General features: G+C 46.3%; 16 protein-coding genes. 6 read left to right on the forward strand and 10 right to left on the reverse strand.

The genetic code is table 11. From position 1 onward, the window contains the following. Positions 1-5: 5 nt before the first annotated feature. Positions 6-1,454 (reverse strand): TolC family protein, encoded by a 1,449-nt coding sequence (locus QE390_RS21510; RefSeq protein ID WP_307143789.1) that lies wholly within the window; start codon positions 1,452-1,454, stop codon positions 6-8. Further along, on the reverse strand, positions 1,451-2,698 hold the full coding sequence (locus tag QE390_RS21515; RefSeq protein WP_307143790.1) for an efflux RND transporter periplasmic adaptor subunit: 1,248 nt from the start codon (positions 2,696-2,698) through the stop codon (positions 1,451-1,453). Before QE390_RS21515 ends, QE390_RS21510 begins: the two co-directional genes overlap by 4 nt. 771 nt (positions 2,699-3,469) lie before the next feature. On the opposite strand from QE390_RS21515, the gene QE390_RS21520 reads away from it, so the two are divergent. Further along, positions 3,470-3,763, forward strand: a complete 294-nt coding sequence (locus QE390_RS21520) for a GIY-YIG nuclease family protein (RefSeq protein ID WP_307143791.1) — start codon at positions 3,470-3,472, stop codon at positions 3,761-3,763. 610 nt (positions 3,764-4,373) lie between these two features. Beyond that, complete coding sequence (locus QE390_RS21525; protein ID WP_307143792.1) at positions 4,374-4,937, forward strand: DUF4256 domain-containing protein; 564 nt, start codon at positions 4,374-4,376, stop codon at positions 4,935-4,937. 8 nt (positions 4,938-4,945) lie between these two features. Here QE390_RS21525 and QE390_RS21530 read toward each other — a convergent pair whose 3' ends face one another. The 8 genes from QE390_RS21530 to QE390_RS21565 form a co-directional block, all read right to left on the reverse strand. Then, on the reverse strand, positions 4,946-5,935 hold the full coding sequence (locus tag QE390_RS21530; RefSeq protein WP_307143793.1) for a glycoside hydrolase family 5 protein: 990 nt from the start codon (positions 5,933-5,935) through the stop codon (positions 4,946-4,948). Positions 5,936-5,993: 58 nt separating this feature from the next. Then, positions 5,994-7,049, reverse strand: a complete 1,056-nt coding sequence (locus QE390_RS21535) for an IPT/TIG domain-containing protein (RefSeq protein WP_307143794.1) — start codon at positions 7,047-7,049, stop codon at positions 5,994-5,996. 18 nt (positions 7,050-7,067) lie between these two features. Further along, positions 7,068-8,636 (reverse strand): RagB/SusD family nutrient uptake outer membrane protein, encoded by a 1,569-nt coding sequence (locus QE390_RS21540; protein WP_307143795.1) that lies wholly within the window; start codon positions 8,634-8,636, stop codon positions 7,068-7,070. A 20-nt stretch (positions 8,637-8,656) separates the two neighbouring features. Beyond that, positions 8,657-11,788 (reverse strand): TonB-dependent receptor, encoded by a 3,132-nt coding sequence (locus QE390_RS21545; protein ID WP_307143796.1) that lies wholly within the window; start codon positions 11,786-11,788, stop codon positions 8,657-8,659. Positions 11,789-11,968: 180 nt separating this feature from the next. Then, positions 11,969-13,684 (reverse strand): sensor histidine kinase, encoded by a 1,716-nt coding sequence (locus tag QE390_RS21550; RefSeq protein WP_307143797.1) that lies wholly within the window; start codon positions 13,682-13,684, stop codon positions 11,969-11,971. 32 nt (positions 13,685-13,716) lie between these two features. Then, complete coding sequence (locus QE390_RS21555) at positions 13,717-14,355, reverse strand: response regulator transcription factor (protein ID WP_307143798.1); 639 nt, start codon at positions 14,353-14,355, stop codon at positions 13,717-13,719. 1,232 nt (positions 14,356-15,587) lie between these two features. Then, positions 15,588-16,811 (reverse strand): PQQ-dependent sugar dehydrogenase, encoded by a 1,224-nt coding sequence (locus QE390_RS21560; RefSeq protein ID WP_307143799.1) that lies wholly within the window; start codon positions 16,809-16,811, stop codon positions 15,588-15,590. A 463-nt stretch (positions 16,812-17,274) separates the two neighbouring features. Then, positions 17,275-18,255, reverse strand: coding sequence for a YafY family protein (locus QE390_RS21565; protein WP_307143800.1), 981 nt, complete (start codon positions 18,253-18,255; stop codon positions 17,275-17,277). Between the two features lie 144 nt (positions 18,256-18,399). Here QE390_RS21565 and cas6 point away from each other — a divergent pair, with 144 nt between their 5' ends. From cas6 to cas5b, 4 genes are read left to right on the forward strand one after another with little or no spacing between them, the layout of a single operon-like run. After that, a complete protein-coding gene (gene cas6, locus QE390_RS21570) occupies positions 18,400-19,188 on the forward strand; it encodes a CRISPR-associated endoribonuclease Cas6 (RefSeq protein ID WP_307143801.1) in 789 nt (262 codons plus the stop codon). A gap of 43 nt (positions 19,189-19,231) precedes the next feature. Next, positions 19,232-21,115, forward strand: a complete 1,884-nt coding sequence (locus QE390_RS21575) for a hypothetical protein (RefSeq protein WP_307143802.1) — start codon at positions 19,232-19,234, stop codon at positions 21,113-21,115. A gap of 29 nt (positions 21,116-21,144) precedes the next feature. Further along, positions 21,145-22,404, forward strand: coding sequence for a type I CRISPR-associated protein Cas7 (locus QE390_RS21580; protein WP_307143803.1), 1,260 nt, complete (start codon positions 21,145-21,147; stop codon positions 22,402-22,404). Further along, on the forward strand, positions 22,401-23,252 hold the full coding sequence (cas5b, locus tag QE390_RS21585) for a type I-B CRISPR-associated protein Cas5b (RefSeq protein ID WP_307143804.1): 852 nt from the start codon (positions 22,401-22,403) through the stop codon (positions 23,250-23,252). The genes QE390_RS21580 and cas5b overlap by 4 nt, the downstream gene beginning before the upstream one ends.

Here is a 23,252-nt window from a genome sequence, read left to right on the forward strand (position 1 = left end):
TTCAGTTAGTTATAAACAATTTTTTCGTTTCGTTCAAAATCATAAAGCGTTAATAATCGCAGGCTGTAGTACGACTGCCAGTAATCTCGTAAAGCCAGGATATAATCCCGTTTCGCCCGGTCTTTTTCCTGCGTGGCAATGACTAAATCGGTTACGCTAAGGTTACTTAAGATGAATCGATCCTGGGCAATCTGATACCGATTGGCGGCAATTTCGTCGGCTAAACGAGTGAGTTTTACCTGTTTCTGAAGCATTTCCAGCAAGGTTACCTGCGTAAAAATCTGTTGTTCAAACGTAATCTTATCCTGTTCAACCGACTGCTGAGCAAATTCCCGATTGGCCCGGGCTACTTCCGTTCGGGCTTTATTGCGGCCCCAGGTCAAAATCGGTAACGTAAACTGTAACTCCACAAACTCCCGATCCTGCGGTTTTCGGTATACTTCGGCTGGACGAATACCCTGATTGGAAAGTCCAAAATTGGCGTTCAAAGAAGCATTTAATCCGTTCTCTTTTACCGCCTGTTGCACATCGCGTTCGGCTTCGAGTAATCTTCGCTGAAAAGTAATGGCATCGGCCCGGTTCATAAATGCCTCCTGAATGGCTTTCTGAGCTTCTACCCTAAACTCCCGAAGCTCCGTCGGTATTTCCAGAGCTGGCATTTGATCCGTTCGTAAACCCATGTAGCGATTCAATTGCAAAGAAGTAACCGTAGCCGATTGCTGAGCCGAAGCCAGATCTTTCTCTGCTGTCAATAATCCCATCTGTAACTGCAACAGATCATTTTGGGAAAGGCGACCCAAATCAAGCTTATGTTTGGCAATCGTATAGAGGGTATCGTTATTTTGGCGATTCTTTTCGGCAATTTGCAGATTTACCTGAGCGACCAACAGTTCAAAGTAATACTGAGACGTTCGCAAGGCCACTTCTTCCATCGATGAAATGAACTCCTGCATGCCTTCCTGATATTTCAGCGGCTGTATTCTCCGATCCCACTTCATGGCATTGTATCGAAACAGGGGCTGGGTAATTCCAATTTCAAAAGGAACGCCATTGTAACGGGTATTATTCCGGGCAAAATCGTCGAACCGCTGGAGCTGATTCTGTACGTAGAGCACTCCCCCCGTCGGAGCAATACTCTGACTAAGTGATAGATTCAGCAAAGAATTGTTATTGGATACGGGTTGAAAGGCAATGGTTCCATCGGGCTGAACGACTTCAATAAACGATCGGGTAAAGCCTGGTAAGGTTCCATTCAGACTTAATTGCGGTTTATAGTCCGACAGAAAGGATCGATACTGCCAGTAAATGGTTTTTTTCTGAGTTAAGGCCTGCTTGGCCGCCAGCGATTCATGGCGGGCTAACTCTACGGCCTGAGCAAGCGTCAGCTTCCGGTCCTGGCACCAGCCGGAATGAAAACTCAGCAGGAATACAAGCAGGTAAAGGAATGTTTTCATGGCTTAATTGTGATTTCCTTTAGGTGCTCGTATTGATTTAAATCCGTGAGAATAACCCGATCGCCCACGTTTAGCCCGCTTTTAATTTCTACAAAGTCAAAATTGGAAAGCCCAATTTCCACTTCTCTGCGAGAAGCTGTATTGCCGTTGAGCACATACACAAACTGTCTGCGTTTACCCGTAAAAGCAGGGCCGTTACTCACTCGCAACGTATGGCTGCTGCGACTCGTTACGATGAAAACATCTACTTTCAGATTGGGCCGTAACTGGGCCGTGGATGCCTGATCGAGCTGCACCACAAACTTGACAATACCATTGGTAATGGCTGGTTTTACCTGACTAATCATCCCTCGTAAGTTTGATTCGCCAATTTTTACGATAACGGGTAAACCCGTCTTTACCTCTTCTGCGTATACGTCAGAACAGGAACCGTCGATTCGAAAACTGCCCAGGTCGGCCACTTTAGCCAGCATCTCCCCTTCATTTACCGAAGAACCAATATTTTCATTCACCCAGGTCAGCACCCCTTTCCGGTCAGCAACGATGTCTGCCATTTTTAGTTTATGCTCGAGTTCTTTCAGGTTTTTACCTTCGATCTGGGCTCCCAGCTCGGTTTCCCGCAAGCTTGCTCCCATCGACTGCCGGTTATAAGTAAGGTCATTTTCCAACTGTTGTTTTTCCAGCTCAGCAATTTTCAAGGCATTTTCCGCCCGGGTAATGTCTTCGCGAGTAGCTCCCCCTACTTTCTGCAAGCGGCGGTAATCTTCCACATCCGCCCGCAGTTTATTAATGTTCAGTGATTTGATTTTATCACTAATCTCCGCGTCGTACAGGTTCTTGTTTAGCTTCATCCGCAGTTGTTCAATGCTGTTACGCTTTAACTCCAGTTGATCCTGCATTTTTTCGTACTCAATCTGGGTCAGGGATTTGTCCAGCTCCAGAATGGCCTTACCCGGTTCTACGGGCGTGCCCGAAGTCAGTAACACCCGTTTGATACTGGCCCGGATAGGACTCGTCATGATTTGTTCGTAGGCGGGAATGACTTCTCCCGAAGCAGTCAAGGTGTTTTCGACATCCCCCGTACTTACCGTAGCCGTACGAATTTTTGAGCTTTCGATGGAACTCTGTAAGGTGGTTCTGACGGCGTAAATACCCGCAACAATAACCAACACCAGACCCGAGGCAATGAGCCATTTTCGGTTCCGTTGCCGATTGCGGTATTCGATTTGTACTTCCCGATCCATGTAATAATTGAAATTTGAAAGGCTGTGACTACCTTAGTATATGCCACAACCGTGCCATAACTCAATTATCTATTAATCAGCTGTTTACAGTTTTTAACAAGAAAGAAAAGCGTGCGGATTCGCACGCTTTGTGCAGATTAACACGACGTGCGTAAAGGTATTTTAGGTTAGCATTGTTTGGCTCATATTCTTAACAAAGTCTTTTGCTTGGGGTGACCGGTTACAATGGAAAAGATTTATGTATTCTTCAGGTATGAGCTAGTTATCATTACCAACAATCCCCCCCCAGTGTCCCCGGATTTCATCCGGGGCTATTGGTGTTTAACCCCTCTGGGGTTATTTTTCATAAACCTATTTTAACAATGTTAACAACAACCCCAGCGGGGTTGAATATGAATAGCCCCAGGCTGGATAGCCCCAGATGAAATCCGGGGATGCAACCAAGTAAGGTTGCCAAAGCCTCGCAGTCGCTCGGCTGTCATCTCGAACGAAGTGAGAGACCTTCTGTAGAATGGGCCGGTGATAAAATTAGTAAAGGTTCTTCATGACCAGATATAATGAAGTTATGAGCAGTACTTATTATTCCCCCACCTTTCAGCCGAACGTAATGAGAGCCCTTGCATGCTAATGAAGTTAGTCATTTCAAACCCAAGGAAGTTCTTTACTATGCTCTGCATAAGACCGTAGAAGAATGATTTATTAAACGGTAACGAGACTTTTTCAAAATCAATCTACCTTCATCTAAAAAGACTATCATTGGTTTAGTAAGTTATGAAATGCTATTCTTACTTTATTTACATTACTACGAATCCAAGTAAAACGGTTCTATATATTGGGGTTACGAATGATTTGACTATTCGAATGCAGCAACACTTTGAAAATCGAGGTAATCCAGAGACGTTCGCGGGGAAATATTACTGCTATAATCTTTTATACTGGGAGCCATTTCAACGCATTCAGGAAGCCATTGCCCGGGAGAAAGAAATTAAAGGTTGGTCCAGGAAAAAGAAGGAGGAACTAATTGCAACGACTAACCCTAAGAAAGCATTTTTGCTAATCAGATAACGAGGCTTCATCTGTTATCATCATTTCAATATCCAGGGTGTGCCTAACCCGCAATAGGGTTCTTCACTTTGCTCTGAATGACAGATCATGATATTTGCATTACTTAACGTATTATCTCTAACCAAGTGAGAAACCTTATTCATGTTTGGAATAACCTTCCCTGATAGAGAGTACATCGAACATCAATAAGGTCCTTCGCTTCGCTCTGGATGACAGGGAGAGGGCAAATGATCATTCATAGTTGTCCGATGCTCGCCCACTGTTGTGCCCCGAACTAGCCAACTATGAATTCCGAAGGTTAATAATTTCTATTAACAGTCACCTCGAACGAAGTGAGAGTCTTTCTGTAGAATGGGCCTGTACTGGGATTAATAAATCTTCCCCAAGCAAAGTACATTTGCAAACCTAATGAAGCCCTTTGTTCTGTCAGCCAAGGCCTAAGCATTAATTTTCTTCGAATATCAAGGGTAGCTGATGAGTTTTGCCAATCAGCGTAGTAGCTTCTCACCATAGCCCAAAAGGCGATGAAAATTGAGTCGGATTGCTGATGATCGCTAGTGATAGTTTATCTATTTTCGCGAGCGTTTATTAAAGTTAACCTCTAACAAAAATGAGCCAATCGAGAGATTTATCCGTCGAAGAAAAAGAAAACTTACTCCAGACCTTGCAAACCCGGTTTGAGAAATTTAGAAAGCGTCATCCTTTACTGGATTGGGCCGCAATTCAAGCGAAGTTGGAAGCCAATCCTGCCAAACTCTGGTCACTTAACGAAATGGAGTTGAGCGGCGGCGAACCTGACGTAGTGGCTTACGACGAACAAACCGACGAATACCTTTTCTTCGATTGTTCGGCTGAAAGTCCCAAGGGGCGGCGAAGTGTTTGCTATGATCAGGAGGGGCAATTATCCAGAAAAGAACACCAGCCCGAACATAACGCTCTGGACCTGGCTGCGGAAATGGGCATTGAGTTATTAACGGAAAACCAATATCGAGAGCTACAAAAGCTAGGTACTTTCGATGCTAAAACTTCCAGTTGGATTCAAACCCCAGCCGCTATCCGCAAACTAGGCGGAGCCTTATTTGCAGATTTTCGTTACGGCCATGTCTTTATTTATCACAACGGAGCCCAGTCGTATTATGCCGCCCGGGCTTTTCGGGGTTCGCTTCGAGTCTAAGGTATACCCTATTGTTTACGGGTAGAATGACTCCGTAATACTGCACGGATGTACTGGCCTGCTGGTGTTAAATCCTGCTCTTTCCAGCCTCCGCTGGCACTAGCTCCGGGATTTAACACAGCGGTCGTTTCCCGCTTATCGGTTATGTTCCAGTTCACCCAACTGAGTTTATTTTTTTCCATCCAGTCCATCCAGTTCTGCGTACGCTGGCGATCAAACTTCCCGTCTCCGCTGGCTTCCCCCACGCCCCATTCCGTCACCATTAAAGCCAGTCCTTTCTCCTGAGCTAATTCTGCTTTCTTTTGCAACCGCTGGTCATGACTGGATTCCGAGGCGTAAAAGTGGAAAGAGTAAGCAATGTTTTTATAGCCTTTGATGGGATCCTGAGCTGCTACGTCCACGTCCTGATCCCAATGCGGACTACCCACAATAATCAGATTTTCTGAGTCCTGAGCACGAATTTCCCGGATGATTTCTTCGGAATAAGCCTTAATAGTGGGCCAGTCCTGCCGCTCCGGTTCATTCCATATTTCGTAGATGACATTCGGCGTTCCGGCATACCGTTGAGCCATGGTTTTAAAAAATTCCTTCGACTCCTTCAGGTGCTGTTCAGCGTTATGATCGTGCCAGTCAATGAGTACATAAATGCCCCGTTTAATGGCCCGATCTACCACCCCAGTAATGAGGCTCTTCTGATTCACCGGATCTTTCAAGTAACCCGAATCGGGCTGTACGGCCATAGACGCTCGTAAAAGATTAATGTTAAAGTCCCGGCATAGCCAGTCTACTACCTCCGCATTGTAATACTTCCTACCTCCCCAGACACTCCAGGATAAACTAATGCCCCGAAGCTGTGGAGGCACGCCCTGATGATTCACTACCTGGTTCCCTTCCACACGTAAAGCTCCATTTTTTTTAACGGGCGACTGGGCATACATGGAAGTCAACAGAGTCAGGCTTAGTACGAAAGCCCCGAAAGCCGTGCGATACTTTTGCATCAATTTTGTAAGAAAAATCACCTTACTGGAACGAATCCAGTAAGGTGAAGCAGTTCATTTATTTAACCAGGATAATGTCATCAAAGTAAAACGTTTCATCCTGCTTGTCGGGTCCCTGAATGCGGAAGCCCAGTGATTTCAACGTTTTCCCCGCCGACCAGAAATCTGCGTCAGAAATTTTGATTTTAAAATACGTCCACGTGCCTGCTTTCACGTCAATTTTATTGGCATTGACGTAGTTACCAAAGCCTTCTTTGCTGGCGTCGGTCGTCAGGTAGAGTGAATAATCCGCAGAAGCTCCTTTAATCCAGCCTGAAACGTAGGTATAACTCGAAGCATAGGCGAGCCCCGGTAAGGAGAAGCCGATGAGGTGCCAGTTTCCTTTCTGGTAAGTCTTTCCAACGGAAGCCGTTCCTGATTTGAATTCTTTCGTAGAAATCACCGCTGCATCCCCCCAGGACGCATCCGTAATACCCGTTCCGTAGGCATCCAGGAAGATGGGATACGCCTGTTCGAGGTTTACAAACTCCTGCGTGGTTTTCATGGGCCCCGTCGAGTTCAATATATCCAGCGTAGTGCGGGTAGTTGTTGTGGCGGGCATCTCAATGGTAAGCTGTTTTTTAGCCTTCGAGATAATCTTAGCCGATACCGCTGTTCCTGTTAATTTTACAGAAGTTACATCGTCCAGGTTATTGCCCGTTAAGGTAATCTGCGATCCTTTCGTGAAGTTGTAATTCGAAACTTCCGTGACCGTAGGATAAGCCAGTACCCGAAAAGGTACAGATACGGCTCTTCCCAGACTATTAGTAAACGTAATATTCTGACTTCCGCCGATGGCTTCATCCGGTATTCTGAAAATCAGAGCATCTTCGGTATTCAGCGTCGGCATGATGCCCGCCGCAACATTATCTTTTTCCAGAACGATGCTACGCATATCTCCCAGACCCGTGCCCCGCAGGGTAACTACCGTTCCGCCTGCGGCAGAGTCGGGGGCAATCGTGGTGGCTACGGGTGTGCCAGGTTTAACCTGCGGTCTGCCGTCCGTATCTGGCTCGCAGGAACTTAAAAGTAGGCCCATGCTCAGAGCAGCCAGCCCCATATATAAAGCTTTCATAAATGCATTGATTAGGTCTTATTTGTAGTAAGGAACGGGATCTTTGGCCAGTTCGGGGTCCTGCACGAGTTCACCCGCCGGGATGGGTAAGTACATCCGGTCTTCGCTGAAGTTAGTCAGGTAATTAGCCGCAGTTACCGTACCCCGATTCTGTTTTTCAATGATGGCTTTGGCTTTAGCATACCCCTGCCGCTGAATATCGTACCAGTAATCCCCTTCAAACGCAAACTCTACCCGACGTTCGTGCATAATCTGATCCAGTGTAAACGAAGTTCTCGGAGCCAGCCCCGCCCGGGAACGAACCAGATTTAAAGCCTGTAAAGCTTTGGCATCGCTCGAAGAAGCCCCTCCAGCCAGTGTCGCCTCGGCATAAATCAGCAGGATATCCGCATACCGAAGCAAGACTACGTTATTGCCCGAATTTTGGCCCAGTACGGCGTCACCACCAAAGCTTTTGCCGGGTCCGGCAAAATACTTGGTAATGTTAGAGCGAGTCGGACTCAGGCTGCCGCCGTCTTCCACGGGTTGCAGCGTATCGTACTTGAATCCATTGGCCATGAAAGCATTATACTTGGGAGCATTGACGCGTTGAGGTTTCCAGGCGGTATTCGTCCAGCCATGCTCCATCACCGACCACTTGCGACGTAAATCGCCGAATTCGTATTCTTTCAAAAGATCCAGCGAAGGAATGTACATCTCCCAGGCATCTGCCTCTGCCGTTCGCAGGGCCCCCGCTCCACGGTCCGGGTTTTTGATATTACCCGTTCCCCAGGGATCGCCCGAGAGCTGGTGCTGAATGCTAAAGAGTGTCTCTTCGTTATTATTCATGCTCGTTTTAGTGAACATGCCGTTGTAATCACTCACCAGCCGGTATTTTCCAGAGTCGATTACCTCCTGAGCCTTGGCTTTGGCATTGGTATAATCTTTCTGATACAGATACACCTTAGCCATCATGCCTTTGGCGGAATACTTCGTCAAACGTCCAGCCACGTCAGACTCGGGCAGTCCGGCTTCGGCCAGCTTTAATTCTTCCAGAGCAAAGCGAAGCACATCCGATTGCAAGTAACGAGGAATGTTGAAGTTCCCCGATAAGGCCGTAGCCCCCGGATCGGTTATAATGGGAGCGGCCCCCCAGGTGCGGGCAATGTAAAAATATACCGTTCCGCGAATGAAATGGCACTCGGCAATGGCAGGATCGAGGTACGAAGCTCCGCCCCCCGAAGCTTTCTTTTCTTCGAAGGTTTTAATCATTACGTTCGCATACCCAATGATCTTATAGAAAGCCCCCCAGGCAGCCCCGATGCGTTCGGAAGCCGACGACATGGTAAAGTTCAGGTACTCGACGTCGGTGTAGGTAAACATATTTCCTCCCATCACATCGCCGATGGCATCCTGAGCCCGGCTTTCATAATTCCGCCAGGGTAATCCACTATATAAGGTACTCGTCGCGGCCCGAACCTCTTCGGCGGAGTTATAATAGTTTCCCGTGGTTGTTCCCGAAAGGGAGGGTCGCTCAATAAATTCTTTACCGCAGGCCGTAAGCAGTAATCCTGCTGCTACAAAGCCATATATCGATTTGATAGTCATTGCCTAATCGTTTAAAAGCTCTAGAACTGGAAGTTGGCCCCTAAGGTGAAAGTCCGTGGATTGGGGTAATGTCCGGTGTCTACATTCATGAGCTTGATACTGTTGTTAAGGGCTCCAATTTCCGGGTCATAACCCGAATAGTTGGTGAACGTCTTCAGGTTCTGGATGGTCCCGTAAATGCGTAGGTTACTCATTTTAATGCGGCTCAGCAGGGTTTGTGGTAAGCGATACCCCAGCGTAATATTCTGAATTCGCCAGAAGGAAGCATCTTCTACGTAGCGATCTGACATAGCCGTATTGTTTTTGTTGGTAACCGTGAAGCGGGGTAATTTTCCATCCGTGTTATCGGCAGTGTACCGATCGGTTACGGTTCGCAACTGATTAGACCAGGCATTATTCATGCCTTCCAGCTGCCAGCGTAAGAAGTTAAACGCCTTTGCTCCCTGACTACCCTGAAAGAAAATGGACAAATCCAGATTCTTATAGTTGAATGAATTCGTCAAACCCCAGGTGAATTTGGGTAGTGGGCTTCCGATAAAGGTCATATCTGAAGCATCAATCTTATTATCCCCGTTGATATCCTTGAATCGAACATCGCCCAGCCAGGTTTCATTCTGATTGACTTTATAGCCAAACTGAGGCAGGCTATTATCCAGATCCGATTGATTCCGATAGAGTCCATCCGTAACCAGCCCCCAGAATGAACCTACGGGTCGGCCCGGCGTAGTGTGAGTCACGAGGTAGTTGTTATAATAGACCTTCCCATCCAGAGCCGAAGCGGCACTGGCAGCTTTGTCATAGGTATTGGTAAACTGGGTGAAGACCACATTTGTCTTCCAGTTGAAATCTTTGGTTTTGATGTTGGTAGAGGTGATCCCAATGTCAATTCCTTTGTTCGTCATCTGCCCGGCATTGCCTAGTGGAGCCTTTAAATCATCCCACTGGTCACCCACGCCAATGAGGTTAGGTCCGGTTAGGAAAATGATCATGTCGGAAGTAACCTTACGATAGACATCAATCGTGGCATCGATTCGCCCGTTCAGCAAGCCTAGATCTACGCCGAAGTTGGTGGTTTTTACAGACTCCCATTTCAAGTTCGGATTAGGAATCCCGTTAATCATGTTCGACGTACCGAAACCAACCGGACCGGAGAAGAATTGAACGGAACCTACGTAAGCCGGGTTAGGTGCTCCTCCGGGGAAGTTCTGATTACCCACAGAGCCGTACCCGGCCCGAAGTTTGAGGTGATTGACTACATTGGAAAAACTTCCTTTGGCAAAGTTTTCGTTAGAGACCGTCCAGCCCACCGAAACCCCGGGGAAGTTACCCCAGCGGTTGTTAGGACCAAAGTTGGAAGACCCATCCGCCCGGAAACTGGCCGATACTGAATACCGATCACCGTAGGTATAGTTGGCCCGGGCAAAGTAAGACTCCATGGCCCATTGTCCTTTACCACCGCTTAACCCCCAGGTAGTCTGATCGGAACTTCCCGTATTTAAATCAAAGATATTGGCCTGTAAATCGACTTTCGAGCCCGAAATGGCCTGGTAATACGAGGCTTGAGCCTGGTGGCCTAAGGTTAACTGAATGCCGTGCTTGCCTACGTATTTATTATAGCTGAGGTAATTTGTTAACGAGTAGTAATAACTGTCTGAACGGGAGTCAATCAATCGGCTACGGAAGGAGGTTCCACCGACGTTCCCCGCCTTTTGAAAAGCCACGTTATTATCCTGACCGAGCGAGTAAGAGAGTTCGTTTCTCAGCGATAAATCTTTGGTAAACTGTAACTCCGCATAGAGATTTCCGAAAACCGTGTTCGTCGTTTTGGTATTCCCGCGAAACTGAGCGTTACCCACCAGGTTGGCGTTGTTATACTGCACGCCGCCTACGGTTTGGCCGCCACCCCAGGAACCATCCAGATTTTTCACGGGTATCAGCGGGCTCGTCACCGCTCCCCACCAGATGGTGCTTTCTGCGGCATCGGCCAGGGTTACGTTTTGAATGGTTCTCGATACGTTGGCACTCAAACCCACTTTGGCCCAGCTTTTCAACTGGTTATCCAGGCTCAACCGGGTCGAGTAGCGTTTAAAGTCGGAACCCAACAGGATTCCTTTGTTATCGAAATAATTGAGTGACAGGTAATACGTAGTTCGTTCCTTGCCTCCCGAAAAACTCAACTGATGGTTCTGGATATTTCCCCGCTGAAACATGGCATCCTGCCAGTCGGTACCTCGTCCCAGAATGGACGGGTCCTTGAATTCGTCAGCAACGGGGTTTCCAATGATGGGTAATACTTCATTTTGATAGCGGGCAAAATCCCGTAAATCCATCAAATCGAGCTTGCGAGCCACTTCGGATACGCCGTAATACACATCATAGTTAATCTTTCCTTCCCCGGCTTTTCCTTTTTTGGTGGTCACCATGATGACGCCATTCGCCGCCTGAGACCCATAAATAGCCTGAGCGGAGGCATCTTTCAGCACGTCGATAGACTCAATGTCATTGGGATTTAGCATGGCCATGACGCTATTCCCCGTTTGCCCATCGCTCCCTCCCAAACCCGCATAACCCGAGCTGGCCGAGGTATTACCATTGACGAAGGGAACACCATCAATCACAAACAAAGGATCGTTACTATTGATCGAAGTAACCCCGCGTACTTTTACCGAAACGCCCCCGCCGGGCTGTCCGCCATTGCTGGTTACCGTTACCCCAGCCGCTTTGCCCTGCAAAAGCTGATCGATCCCAGCCGCCGGAATATCCTTTAATTCAGAAGCTTTCAGCGTAGTAATGGAAGAGGTCACATCCGACCGTTTCGCCGTTCCGTAACCGATTACCACCACCTCATCGAAGTTTTTATCATTATCGAGCAGGGTAATCGCCAATTCGGTTTTAGTACCGATTTCTACTTCCTGGGTTTGCATGCCCACGTAGGAAACGGTTAAGCTTTTGGCATCAGCCGGAATCGTTAAGCTAAACTTGCCGTTGACGTCGGTAGTGGCCCCGAGTTGCAAGCCCTTCACATACACTGAAGCTCCGGGCAATTGAGTACCGCGAGTGTCAGAAACGACGCCCCGGATGGTTCGCTGCTGAGCCCAGGTGCTCAGGCAAATACTCATTCCCAGAAAAATGAGCAGTAGTTGTCTTATCATTTGAAATAGTATTAGGAAAACATAATTGGTAAGAAAAGCTTTGGAGAAGGCACAGCAAACCCGGCTCACTTCGGAAAGAAACGAGAGAAGGAATACACGCCTGTTTTGCTAAAATCAGGGGTCAGTAACCGAGCGTATGCTTATCATAAGGATTTGGGTTAGAGTGATTTGTACTAGGTTTTACTTTGGTAAAGAAATTAAGACGGACGTGCCTTTACCCAGCACGCTATTCCAGATTACCTGACCACCGAGGTAGTCTATACGTGACTGAATATTGGAGAGTCCATTTCCGCTATGATTTTCCCTGATGAACCCTTTTCCATCGTCTTCCACACTAATCAGAATACTCGTGTCCGTAATCATGACCTGAAGGGTAATGCTATCGGCTTCAGCGTGTTTGAGGGCATTGTTTAGCAATTCCTGAATGACTCGATACAGCATCACCGAACTTTCGTCACTCAGCTCTGGCATCTCGCCGTAATGCTCCAGAATGACACTGGTCTCATTGACCATGTCCAGTTTCTGAATGAGATCTTCCAGAGCTGGAATTAACCCAAACGTCGATAAAGCATACGGACGTAAGTCATTGGAAATCAAACGCGTTTCCGTACAGGCTTCGTCCAGAAACTGATTCAACGGGCCTCTGACTTCCCCGGGCAGAGCTTCCTGATGGGCCTCTACGAAAAGCTTGATTCTGGAAAGCTGTATTCCCAATCCATCGTGCAAATCCCGGGCAATTCGACTCCGTTCGCCTTCCTGTCCTTCAATCATGGCCTTGAGCGATTTCAACTCCAGTTCCCTGATCTGCTGACGGGCAATAACTGCCTGCTGGCGGGCAATGAGTTTCTGCTGACGTCGCAGGTAAATTAATGTTCCGACCCCAATAATGCTGATGAACAAACCAATTACCAGCATGGTATTAATCACGTTTTGATTCCGGTTTTGTTCCTCAACGAGCTGTTTTTCAACCGAAAGCGTTTTAATCTGACTATCCAGTTCCTGTAAACGAATGCTTTTCGTTTGTTCGGAATTGTAAAACTGCTGGGTATAATCCAGCGTCTTTAAAAGCGAGGCATAAGCTTCGCGGTAATTGCCGAGGTAACTGTAACATTCCGCCGAATGCCGGGTAATTTCCCGCAACATGGAGAGATTACGAATGGAGTCAGCGATGTGGTAGCTTTCCTGATAATAGGCAATCGAAGCCAGATGACGGCTTTTAAATTGTTCGGTAATACCCAGATAAAACAGGTTCAGGGCAATTAGCCAGCCTTTTTTCTCCTTGCGGGCAATGGCCAGACTTCGTTCGGCAAAAAAACGGGCAGAGTCTGGTTGCTTGGTTCTGGAATACGTGGTTGCTAGTAAATTTTGGGCATAGGCCTGAAAATAGGGTTGTTTATAGCGGGCACTTAATTGTTCGGTTTGTCTTAATTCGGTAAATAACGACTGAGGGATCGGTTCTTTATTTTGAAGAATATTGCCAATGTACAAGCGGCACTCGATTACTTTTGGAATATTCTGGATTCGTTTAAAATAAGTTAATGCCTGATTCAGGTATTTCTCCGCATGATTTTGCATGAAATAATCGTGCGTATAATAATCTCCGATGAGCATGTGCATATTATAATACCCAACGGAATCGCCCGTGAGGTGGTAATATTTCATGCTGTTCAGATACGACTCAATGGTATACTTGTTATAGCCGTAATGCTCGTGGTAAAAAAGTCCGAGACGCTCGCTGGCTTTGGCGGCTTCTTCATAGTTTTCAAGTCCTGCGAATCGGTTTATCTTTTCCTGTAGGGTGTCCAGGCCGGGTAAATCTGTTTGTGCCCAGCCCTGTGGAATGGATAAAAATAAACAAGTAAGGATACCTATAAACAGACGCAAACTTTTAAACATGACAGCCAGCCACGCATTTGTTAAGATGAAATTTAATCAAGATACTGCATTTCCATGGCAGTTTTGATAAGGACTGCTGTATTGGGCACGTCAAACTTGAGTAGCAAACTACTCCGGTGAAACTCAATTGCTTTAATGCTGACAAAAAGCTGATTCGCCATTTGCTGAGTCGTCAATCCCTGAGCAATTAACGTCAATACTTCCGATTCTCTGGGCGTTAAATTTAGTCGGCTACCATTGGCCTTTTTTGCCTTTGGACCTTTGGTGAGCAGAATCTGAGTGATTACTTCATTGAAGTAATTTTTTCCCTCATGAACTTTACCAATGGCTTCCAGTAACTCCAGTTTTGTAGTATTTTTCAACAGATACCCCTGAGCCCCTTTCTTCACGACCCGTTTGATTAAACTGGCATCATCATGCATCGTTAAGGCAATGATTTTGCAGGATGGGTATTGACGGGTTATGGTTTCGCAAAGAGCCAGTCCGTCTTCAATATGGGGAAATGATAGATCCAGTAAAATTACATCAATGGGACCCTTGGTGAGGCTTTCCAGTACTGAACTACAAGAGTAACACCGCTCTACCACTTCAATATGAGCCGCCCCCGAAAGCAGGGAATCGATTCCTTCCACAAAAACATTATGATCGTCGGCAATGAGCACCCGTATCATGTTATTACCTTGGTTCATATACTAAACTGGACGCCGACACCCTGGAACACTTTCTATTAACCGCTGCCTTTAAATGATTAATAGAATATTGTTCAGCAAAAATAGGATTAATTAAATATATAATTACTAGGGGAAACCCTCAAACCATAAAAATCTAGGGTTTTCCCTAATCTCGATTCAAATTATCATTCTTTTAGAGTTTATCTAGAAACGCCATTTTAATTTCCTTCCGTTGGGGAGAAGCGAGGGAGGCGTTTGTTTACATTCCAATCGGTCATCCAGATCTTTGCTTCCCCGGATTTCATCCGGGGCTATTGGTATTAAACCCCTCCGGGGTTGTCGTAAGACGGTTTGAATAATAACCCCAGCGGGGTTTAATATAGGTAGCCCCGGATTTCATCCGGGGACACTGCGGGAGGAATATCAAAAAACAAATTAAGGTAGAGACGCGACTTTGGATTGCCCCCACCCGCAGTCGCTCGGCTCTGCCGAGTGACTACCTAGCTCTAGGCCTCTGGCCGATAGGATGCGAGCTGGTAGATGATCAGAGCATACCCTCTCCAGCAAAAACAGGTTTATTAAACTCGGGCAGATCCAAGTGACGCGAGGCTTTTGACAAGGTTCGTCCCATTTCTACAGAAGGTCTCTCACTACGTTCGAGATGACAGGCGAGTAAGTTCGTTTAAACCCCCAGCTCACTGGTGCGAGATTCCATCTCGTTCCTACCATCAGGCAGGTTTCTACCTGCCGTTATTCCCACCCGCAGTCGCTCGGCTCTGCCGAGTGACTACCTAGCTCTAGGCCTCTGGCCGATAGGATGCGAATCCCTGGCTGGTCAGCGAACACCTTTCTCAAACAAAAATAGGCTTGCGAACTTCGGCCAGAGGCCTGCCAAGCTATAGTGTCACTCGGCTAGAGCCGAGCGACTGCGAGAGAAGCGAGGCAGGCGTTTGTTTTCGTTTCCATTCCAATCTGTCATCCAGAGCGAAGGACCTTATGATCTTTGGCGGCTTTACTTGCTTCCCCGGATTTCATCCGGGGCTATTCGTATTTAACCCCTCCGGGGTTATTTCCCGCAGTCGCTCGGCCAGAGCCAAGCAGCTGCGAGGGGAGTTAACCTTTCCTTGAACCCGTACTTAAAATCCAGAGTTAGGTAAAATGTGTGTTCTATTAGGCAGAAAGGCCAGGCATTTCATTTGATGCCTGGCCTTTCTGCTTAGTGTTTTAAACGGTTAATTCCGATCAATTCGATACAATCGTCCTCCGTCAGTAATGGCGTATAAAGCTCCGTCTGATCCCTGGGTGATGTCCCGAAAACGTTGTCCTTCATTGGCGAGTAACCGTTCTTCACCCACGACCTGATTATTCTCAATCACGAGGCGAATGAGGTGCTGACCGCTCAAAGAGCTTATAAATAAATTGTTTTGCCATTCGGGAATTCGGTTACCCGTGTAGAAAGTCATTCCGCTGGGTGAGACTACCGGGTCCCAATAATAGACCGGTTGTTGCATGCCCTGTTGCTGCTGAATCCCTGCTCCAATGGTTTGTCCGCTGTACTCAATGCCATACGTAATGGTGGGCCAGCCGTAATTGGCTCCGGCCTGAATGCGGTTTATTTCATCCCCACCCCGAGGCCCATGTTCGCTTTCCCACAGCTCGCCCGTTACGGGGTGAATGGCTAGGCCCTGCGGGTTCCGATGCCCATAGGAATAAATCTCAGGACGGCCACCCGATTGCCCCACCGAAGGGTTACCCGAAGCGGCCTGACCGTTTTTGGTAATACGAACGATTTTACCTAAACCCGAACTTAGCGATTGGGCCTGGGGACGAGTGGCCAGGTCCGAGCGTTCCCCCGTACTTACCAGAAGATTTCCGGTCTGATCGAACAAAATCCTTCCTCCGTAATGAAGATTGCCAGCGTAAGCAGGAAGAGCCCGGTAAATGACCTGTGCGTTTTCAATCTGCTTTTCATTCGCCGAAAGCTGCCCTTTGGCTACGGAGGTTACATTTCCGCCCGTAATGGCTTCAGAGAACACCCAATAAATCGTCCGATTGCTGGCAAAATCGGGGTCTAGTCGCAGGCCCAGCAGGCCTCCCTGACCCGCAGAATTAACGGCAGGAATTCCGGTGATCGGTTCTCCTACGGCACCCTCTACCGTGACGATCCGCATGCTGCCCCCCTTTTCAGTAACAAGCAAATGGCCAGACGGCAAACTGGTAATGCCCCAGGGCGAACGAAGCGTCTGCGTCAGTATACGACTCTCAAAACCACTGGTCGTCTGCACGCCAGCAATTCGCGTTTGTCCCTGAAAAGCTGGACTGTAGGAAGTATTAGGTTGTTCGGTTTCAACGGGATCGGTAGTCCCGGAAGGATTATTATTTTCTTCCTGATTGCTTTGGCAGGAAGACAAAGCCAGCACAGCGGCCAGTGAAATACTTAAATAATGACAATTCATAACTAATCAGTTTATAGTGGATTGATTAGCAGAACTAAAGAATTGTACCCGCGTGCGGTAGCCATTATTTACTTACGGGCCTCTGCCCGCCAATTGCGGATACTACTTACCTATCCTCTTACGTCATCTCTCTCTGAATAAAAGATATTCAGGTATTTATAGTTACCTTAAGGAAATAAATAATCTCCTCAAAGCTCGTCTGATTCCTAAAGAAGGACTCTCCCTTCGTTCGAGAGGACAGGCGAAAAGTTCGTTTAGCTCCCGACCATACTGGTGCGAGATTCCATCTCGTTCCTACTTATGAAGACAGGTTCCCACCTGCCCTTATATCTTCATGTCAACCATAGCGAAGTGAAGGCACTTATTACTTTTGCGAATTCACCTGCTTCCTGGAAATTTACTAATTCCGGCAATGTCCATGCTACCCAAGGTCTCGTGTCCGGTTTCTGGATTAGTAAGTATTCTATTTTTTAGCGTACAGCTTTAAGGCCCGTTTGTGAAATTTAGCTAGTCTATGAATCAATTTTTCCGGTGAAATCACTCGGACAGTATCACCCAGGCGGGCCAGTTCATATTCCAGTTCTTTATTGATAATGATGGATAACCTGACCCGGAATTCTTTGTTGGTATTGACTAAAATATCCTCTTTCCGGAAAGGATAAAAAGGCTGAGCCTGAAATCGAAGTCCTTCCTCACGGGAAAAGGACAGGATGACCTCTTCTGGTGGATCATCATAGACGGCCACGCCCAAAGCCGGGCGGAAATACGCTTCCGCATCGAAAGCCGGAGGGTCGAACGATAGGTCTGTGATTTCGAGCGTTCCATCCACTACCCGATCCAGACCAAAAACGCGAAGCTGCGTCGGTTCCACTTCGTGCCCGATAACGTACCAGCGATTGCGGTGTTCTTTAATCAAGTGCGGAAAGACCGTTCTCAGGCGTGACTCCGAATCCTGGTATTTCTGATACCGAAACTGAATGACTTTTTTCTGAAGGCAGGCGACTAGCACCTGATCTAGCAGGTCATTTCCCCGGCCCGCCGGAACGGCTTCAAAAATGATGTGGGCCTGCGAGTCGGCGGGTTGGGCAAATCGAAAGCGAACGGCCTGCTCGATTTTTTCCACCGCCCCCCGGAAATCCGCAAAGACGGTCCAATCTCTAAACTGGTTCAGTGTAGCCAGAGCACGCTTCAAAGCCACCACATCTTGGTCCGTCAACTCCAGCTCAACGGTTTTCAGATCAAAAGCATACGTATATTCATATCCGTTACGACGCCGATTATAGCGAATGGGAGCATCATATCGCTCACGCATGAGGGCCAGATCTTCTTTCAAGGTCCGTTCGGCACTTTCGCAGCCCTGCATGAGCACCGAAGCGGGGACAGCCCTACCCCGTCTGAGTTGATCGTTAATGAATTGAAACCGCTGGTTTTGAGGGAGGGGCATAAAAATCAAAATAAAGCTGTATCGTGCATGGATGCTGTATCGTGCATGGATTATGCACGCAAACTTCAAATATTTGTCTTGAAAACAATGAAATAAAGTTTAATTTTTTTGATAACCTTTTACCTGTCCCCGCGATAAGAAGTTATGCAATTTCGACTCACCCTCCGACCTATACACCGAAAGACGCTGGTGCCCTTCAACTATGCGTATCGGCTCAGTGCTTTTATTTATTCCGTTTTGGCGGATGCAGATGCCAGGTATGCTGATTTTCTGCACGAACAGGGATACCAATACTCATCAACCCGGCGATTCAAGCTCTTTACTTTCTCGGATTTACTCATGCCAAATGCCCGCGTGGATACCCAAGCGGGAGGTTTGTGGGTGAACAGTGAAACGATTGAATGGATCGTAAGCTTTTACGTGGATCAGGCCGCTCAGCACTTTATTATGGGTCTGTTTCAGGATCAGACCTGCGTCATTGCCTCTCCCCGCCACCGGGCCGAGTTTAGTATTGAACGCGTCGAGGCAATACCCTTAGCCATCACGACGAATACCCTTACGTTACGAACCCTTTCTCCGGTGGTAATTGCCCAAAAAGATGAGCGGGGTATGGATCAGTACCTTCATCCCTCCGACGAAGCATTTGGTACATTACTGATTTCTAATCTGTTAGCAAAGTGGAATAGTGTACCCGTGACCGCAGGAACAGCAGATTTATTAGACGAAACTCTGACGTACCGATATCTACCGGGCCGTTATGAACCGAAATCCAGATTACTGACTATCAAAGAAAATTCCCGGGCCGAAACGAAGGTGCGAGGATATTACGGATTTTCTTTCGAATTGACCGGGCCGAAGGAGATTTTGGAATTGGCTGTGTTTGCGGGGGTTGGGCGGTATAATGCCGAGGGGTTTGGGGCGGTGGGTCTATAAGTATGCTTTTCAAAATGTATGAATAAAAAATGTTTATACTAACATGTTAAAGGAACTATCAATCTTTACCCAAAGCCTCGATGCTGACCTTAAAGAGATTGGGATTGAACCACGCGAAGGGCTACACATCGTACTGCCGCTGGAAGAATCTCCGGAAGGTGACATTCGGATTGCCGACCACTTCGAGTATGACTTATACCGTAAGAAAAGGCCTAAATCTAATGAAGAACTGTTAAAGAAATGTGCAGCCTGGGCACGGGCTGCCTGGATGGTGGATACCAACAAGTGCTTAGACTTGCCCGGAAAGAAAATCCATTCAGCGTCGCCTTTCTGCTTGGCTTATAAGTTTGGTTCTCTGTTAACAGATTTGCAATTGGAAGTTTATTTCAATAAAGCAGGCAAGTTTCTTCAGGACGAAAAGATTAGTCAGCAGGCACAGAGATTTCGCCGAACCCTGAATAGTTGGGAAAAGATTCAACAGCTTTTAATTCAGATACCGGAAGTTATTCCGCCCGAAGACGCTGACAAAGAATTAAAAACCCGGGCTTTAAAAGAAGGAGAGTACATCATCTTCTATCTTGATATTCCATTGGAAGTATACCAGAAGCCCAACGCTACTTACCTACAAGATCGACTTTTCAATACCAATGAATATAATACTTCGGTAGGCGAAGAAATATTTGGCACCAGTGCGTTTTTTAACGGTTTCTCAAGCAAGAAACCCTTTTTGCTGCATCAGACGGCTCCTTTCACTGTTGCCGGACGGATTTCGGCAGGCGATGCTTTACAACTGCATGAATTTGGTGAATTGGTGAGTCGTAATATTTTTCCGCGTCCCTTACCCATCTTTATCTATAACGATGAAATTCAAAAACATTCGTTTCGCCTTTTTAAAGAGGAAGCCTTAAAAGATCCAACCCAGCGGAAAACGCACTCGCAAATTATTACAGCGTTATATAAAGACCACAAAGATGAGTTAGGAAACTATTACCTGCTTTATTATCAACAAGGGCAAATTAAAGACTTCGACTTTGTCAGTCGGTTTGAATATCATTTGCATGACCTACAAGGCAATGCCTGGACTGTAACAGACTGGTTTGGGGCTGGTTATGCACCCGTTTTTGATGACGTATTCAAGTTCCAGAATAGCCTGTTGCCTGTTATTTTCAATAATGCTTTAGTGGTTCGGACTAAGGCTAAGAAAGGGGAAGAAGGAGCCTTCCAGCTTCGCTTTTTCGATGAAATAGACCCACAATACTGCAAGACCGATAATACCCATCTGCTGGTAATGAAATATCGGCAGGCGTTCTATGATTTCATTTACAAATCAAAACGGCAGGCTGTTACTCAGGCGATGTTTCAAGATATTCTACTGACAGGTATTCTGGACGATTTACGCCTTGATCGTTACGAAAATCGCCAGCACAGCGAAGACGCAACTATCAGGCGAAAACTCAATGTGCTTTTCAGTTTACATTTCCATTTTCAACCGTATCAAATCAATCCCGTTTTTATGCCAAACCAATTAACCGAGTTACGCCCGTTTATGGCTCAATTAGCGTCGGGCGAGACGACTATCGACACCGACGAGCAATTTGCGTTTGCGGCTGGGCAGGTCATCTATTACATTCAGGCAAAGAGTAAGTCGGAAGATCGCAGTTACGCCAGACTAGAACCGTTTCTACAACAGACTGATAGTAAGCAGTTTCAGCAAGCGGTTGTTAAGCTCTTCGATCGCTACAAACATGAAACGTATTCGGCTAGTTTCCGGGAACCAATGGCAAACGTCATCAGCTATGCACCAAAGCAATCTCTTAAATCATTGATGCCACTCATGTTGGCTGGTTTCTTTTCCAAAAATTTCCTGTTTGGAGAGAAACCAACAACTGGCGACGAAACTCAGCAATTGCCTGCAACCAACGAATAATTATAACTTTCCCTTTCCAATTTACAACTATGACTACTGCCTTTACCAATCGCGTCTTCGGATGCGTCGTTATCAAATCGGTCAATTCAAACTACAACGCCGACTTTACTCACCAACCTCGCACCTTACCCGATGGCACCGTTTATGCTACCGATAAAGCCCTGAAATACACTGTGCGAAATTACCTCAAAAAAGCGTATCCCGACGATAAGGTTTTTTACTTTAAAACGATGGATAGCGACTTTAAACCCCGAACACTTGATGAAAGTTACGTTTTATATTTTGGTGATTTTCCTAAAAAAAGCAAAAAGAAAGACAATTCAGAACCAGAAAAATTCTATCTATTCAAGTATGATGGTGATAGTGTGACTGGATTATTACCTGGACAAATTAAACCAGCAACTGTTAAAAAATATTTTAAAAGTTTAGGCGAAGACTCGGATCTTAAGCAACTGGCCAATGATTTCAATAAAGTTACTGGCAAAAAAGCAGAGCAGCAGACCACAGATTTCGTTTTATCAAAATTAATGGAAGAACAAGAAGAGTCTTTTTGGTACATTGAAAATGGGAAATTACAAAAGATAAATGGTTCTTTCATTGACATTGAAACTGTAGCTAATGAGCTAGATAATTTGGTGACCGGTGGATTAGATCGGAAAATTATGCTCTCAAATTTATTGACTTGCATTGATGTTCGTTTGTTTGGGGGAACATATGCTGGTCAGGCTAATCTTTCTATTCACGGCCCTTTGCAAATTACGCACGGTGTAAACCGTTACGTGGAGGGTATTATATACTCGGAACAAATTATGTCGCCATTCCGAAATCCTGGCGAGAAAAGTGCTGACTCAACCATGAGTACACTGGGAACGCAGTCGAAACTGAAAGAAGGCCACTACGTACATGGGTTATCGCTTAACCCGCATAATATCTCTGATCTAATTAAGCTTTCGGGTGGGCAATCTATAACCGACGAAGACATTACAAAAGTCAAGAATGCTTTAACACAGGGTGCTACATTGTATGACTCAGCCGCCAAAGCTGGTACCGAAAACGAATTAATGCTTTGGGTACAACTTAAACCCGGATCTATGTTAGTGCTGCCTTCCTTTGTGGAACTAATTTCAGTCGATGCTGACCGGGTTATTCATTTGGAAAAAGTTACGAAGATTCTCGAACGCCCGACCGTGAGCAAACACATCGAAAAAATAGAGCTGTACTACGATAAAACGGTTACGCAAGTAAAGGGAGAACCTAACAATGCGATTATTCTGGAACTAAACCAATGAACGAACAAATAACGCTCGATTTACAGCCTATTCCAGAAATAAAGCCCGTAAGCCTTCGCTTGATTTCCTTCGACTTACGGGCCGACTTTGGCTTTTTCCGTAAGCCGGACGTAAATGATGGCTTACAGCTTTCCTATAATATGCTTCATAAACCTGCCTTGCTGGGTATTCTGGGAGCTATTGCTGGTTTGAAAGGATATGCACAGAAAGGCCAATGGCCGCAGTATTACAAACGGCTAAAAGATGTACAGGTAGGCATTGAACCGCTAAAGCCTTATCATGAAAAAGGTAATTTTACGAAAACGGCACTTAAGTATACTAATACGGTTGGATATGCTAATAAAGCTGAAGATGGCAAAAGTGGAGCAAATCAAATCATTCATGAAAGCACTTTACGTTCGCCTGCCTATCGCGTGTACGTTCTCCTCAATGAAGCCGATGAGTTACAGCATCGATTGTTGACACGTATCAAAAATCAAGAGGCTGAGTTTGTTCCGTATCTGGGCAAGAATGAGTTCACGGCTTGGTGGGAAAATGTTATGGAGTATACAGTTGAAGCATTTAGAGCTGAAACGGACTTCACCATTTCTACACTTTTCATCCGTGAGTATCCGGTGACTAGTCAAAGACGTAAACCTCGCTTTTCTCCCTCAGCAAGAGCCGTGACTAATCAGGCGACGTTTGCCTATTTTGAGAGACTACCTGTTGGTTTTGATGAGCAATTGTTACAATATGAACTGGCCGAATTTGCATTCACCGATTGGACATTGCAGGCTCGGTCGCAGGTTGATGATTTATATGAGATTAGCTCTACAGATGGCACGAAATGGGTTATTCAATTATTCTAA

It is taken from the genome of Siphonobacter sp. SORGH_AS_1065, assembly GCF_030818595.1.
Classification (GTDB): domain Bacteria; phylum Bacteroidota; class Bacteroidia; order Cytophagales; family Spirosomataceae; genus Siphonobacter.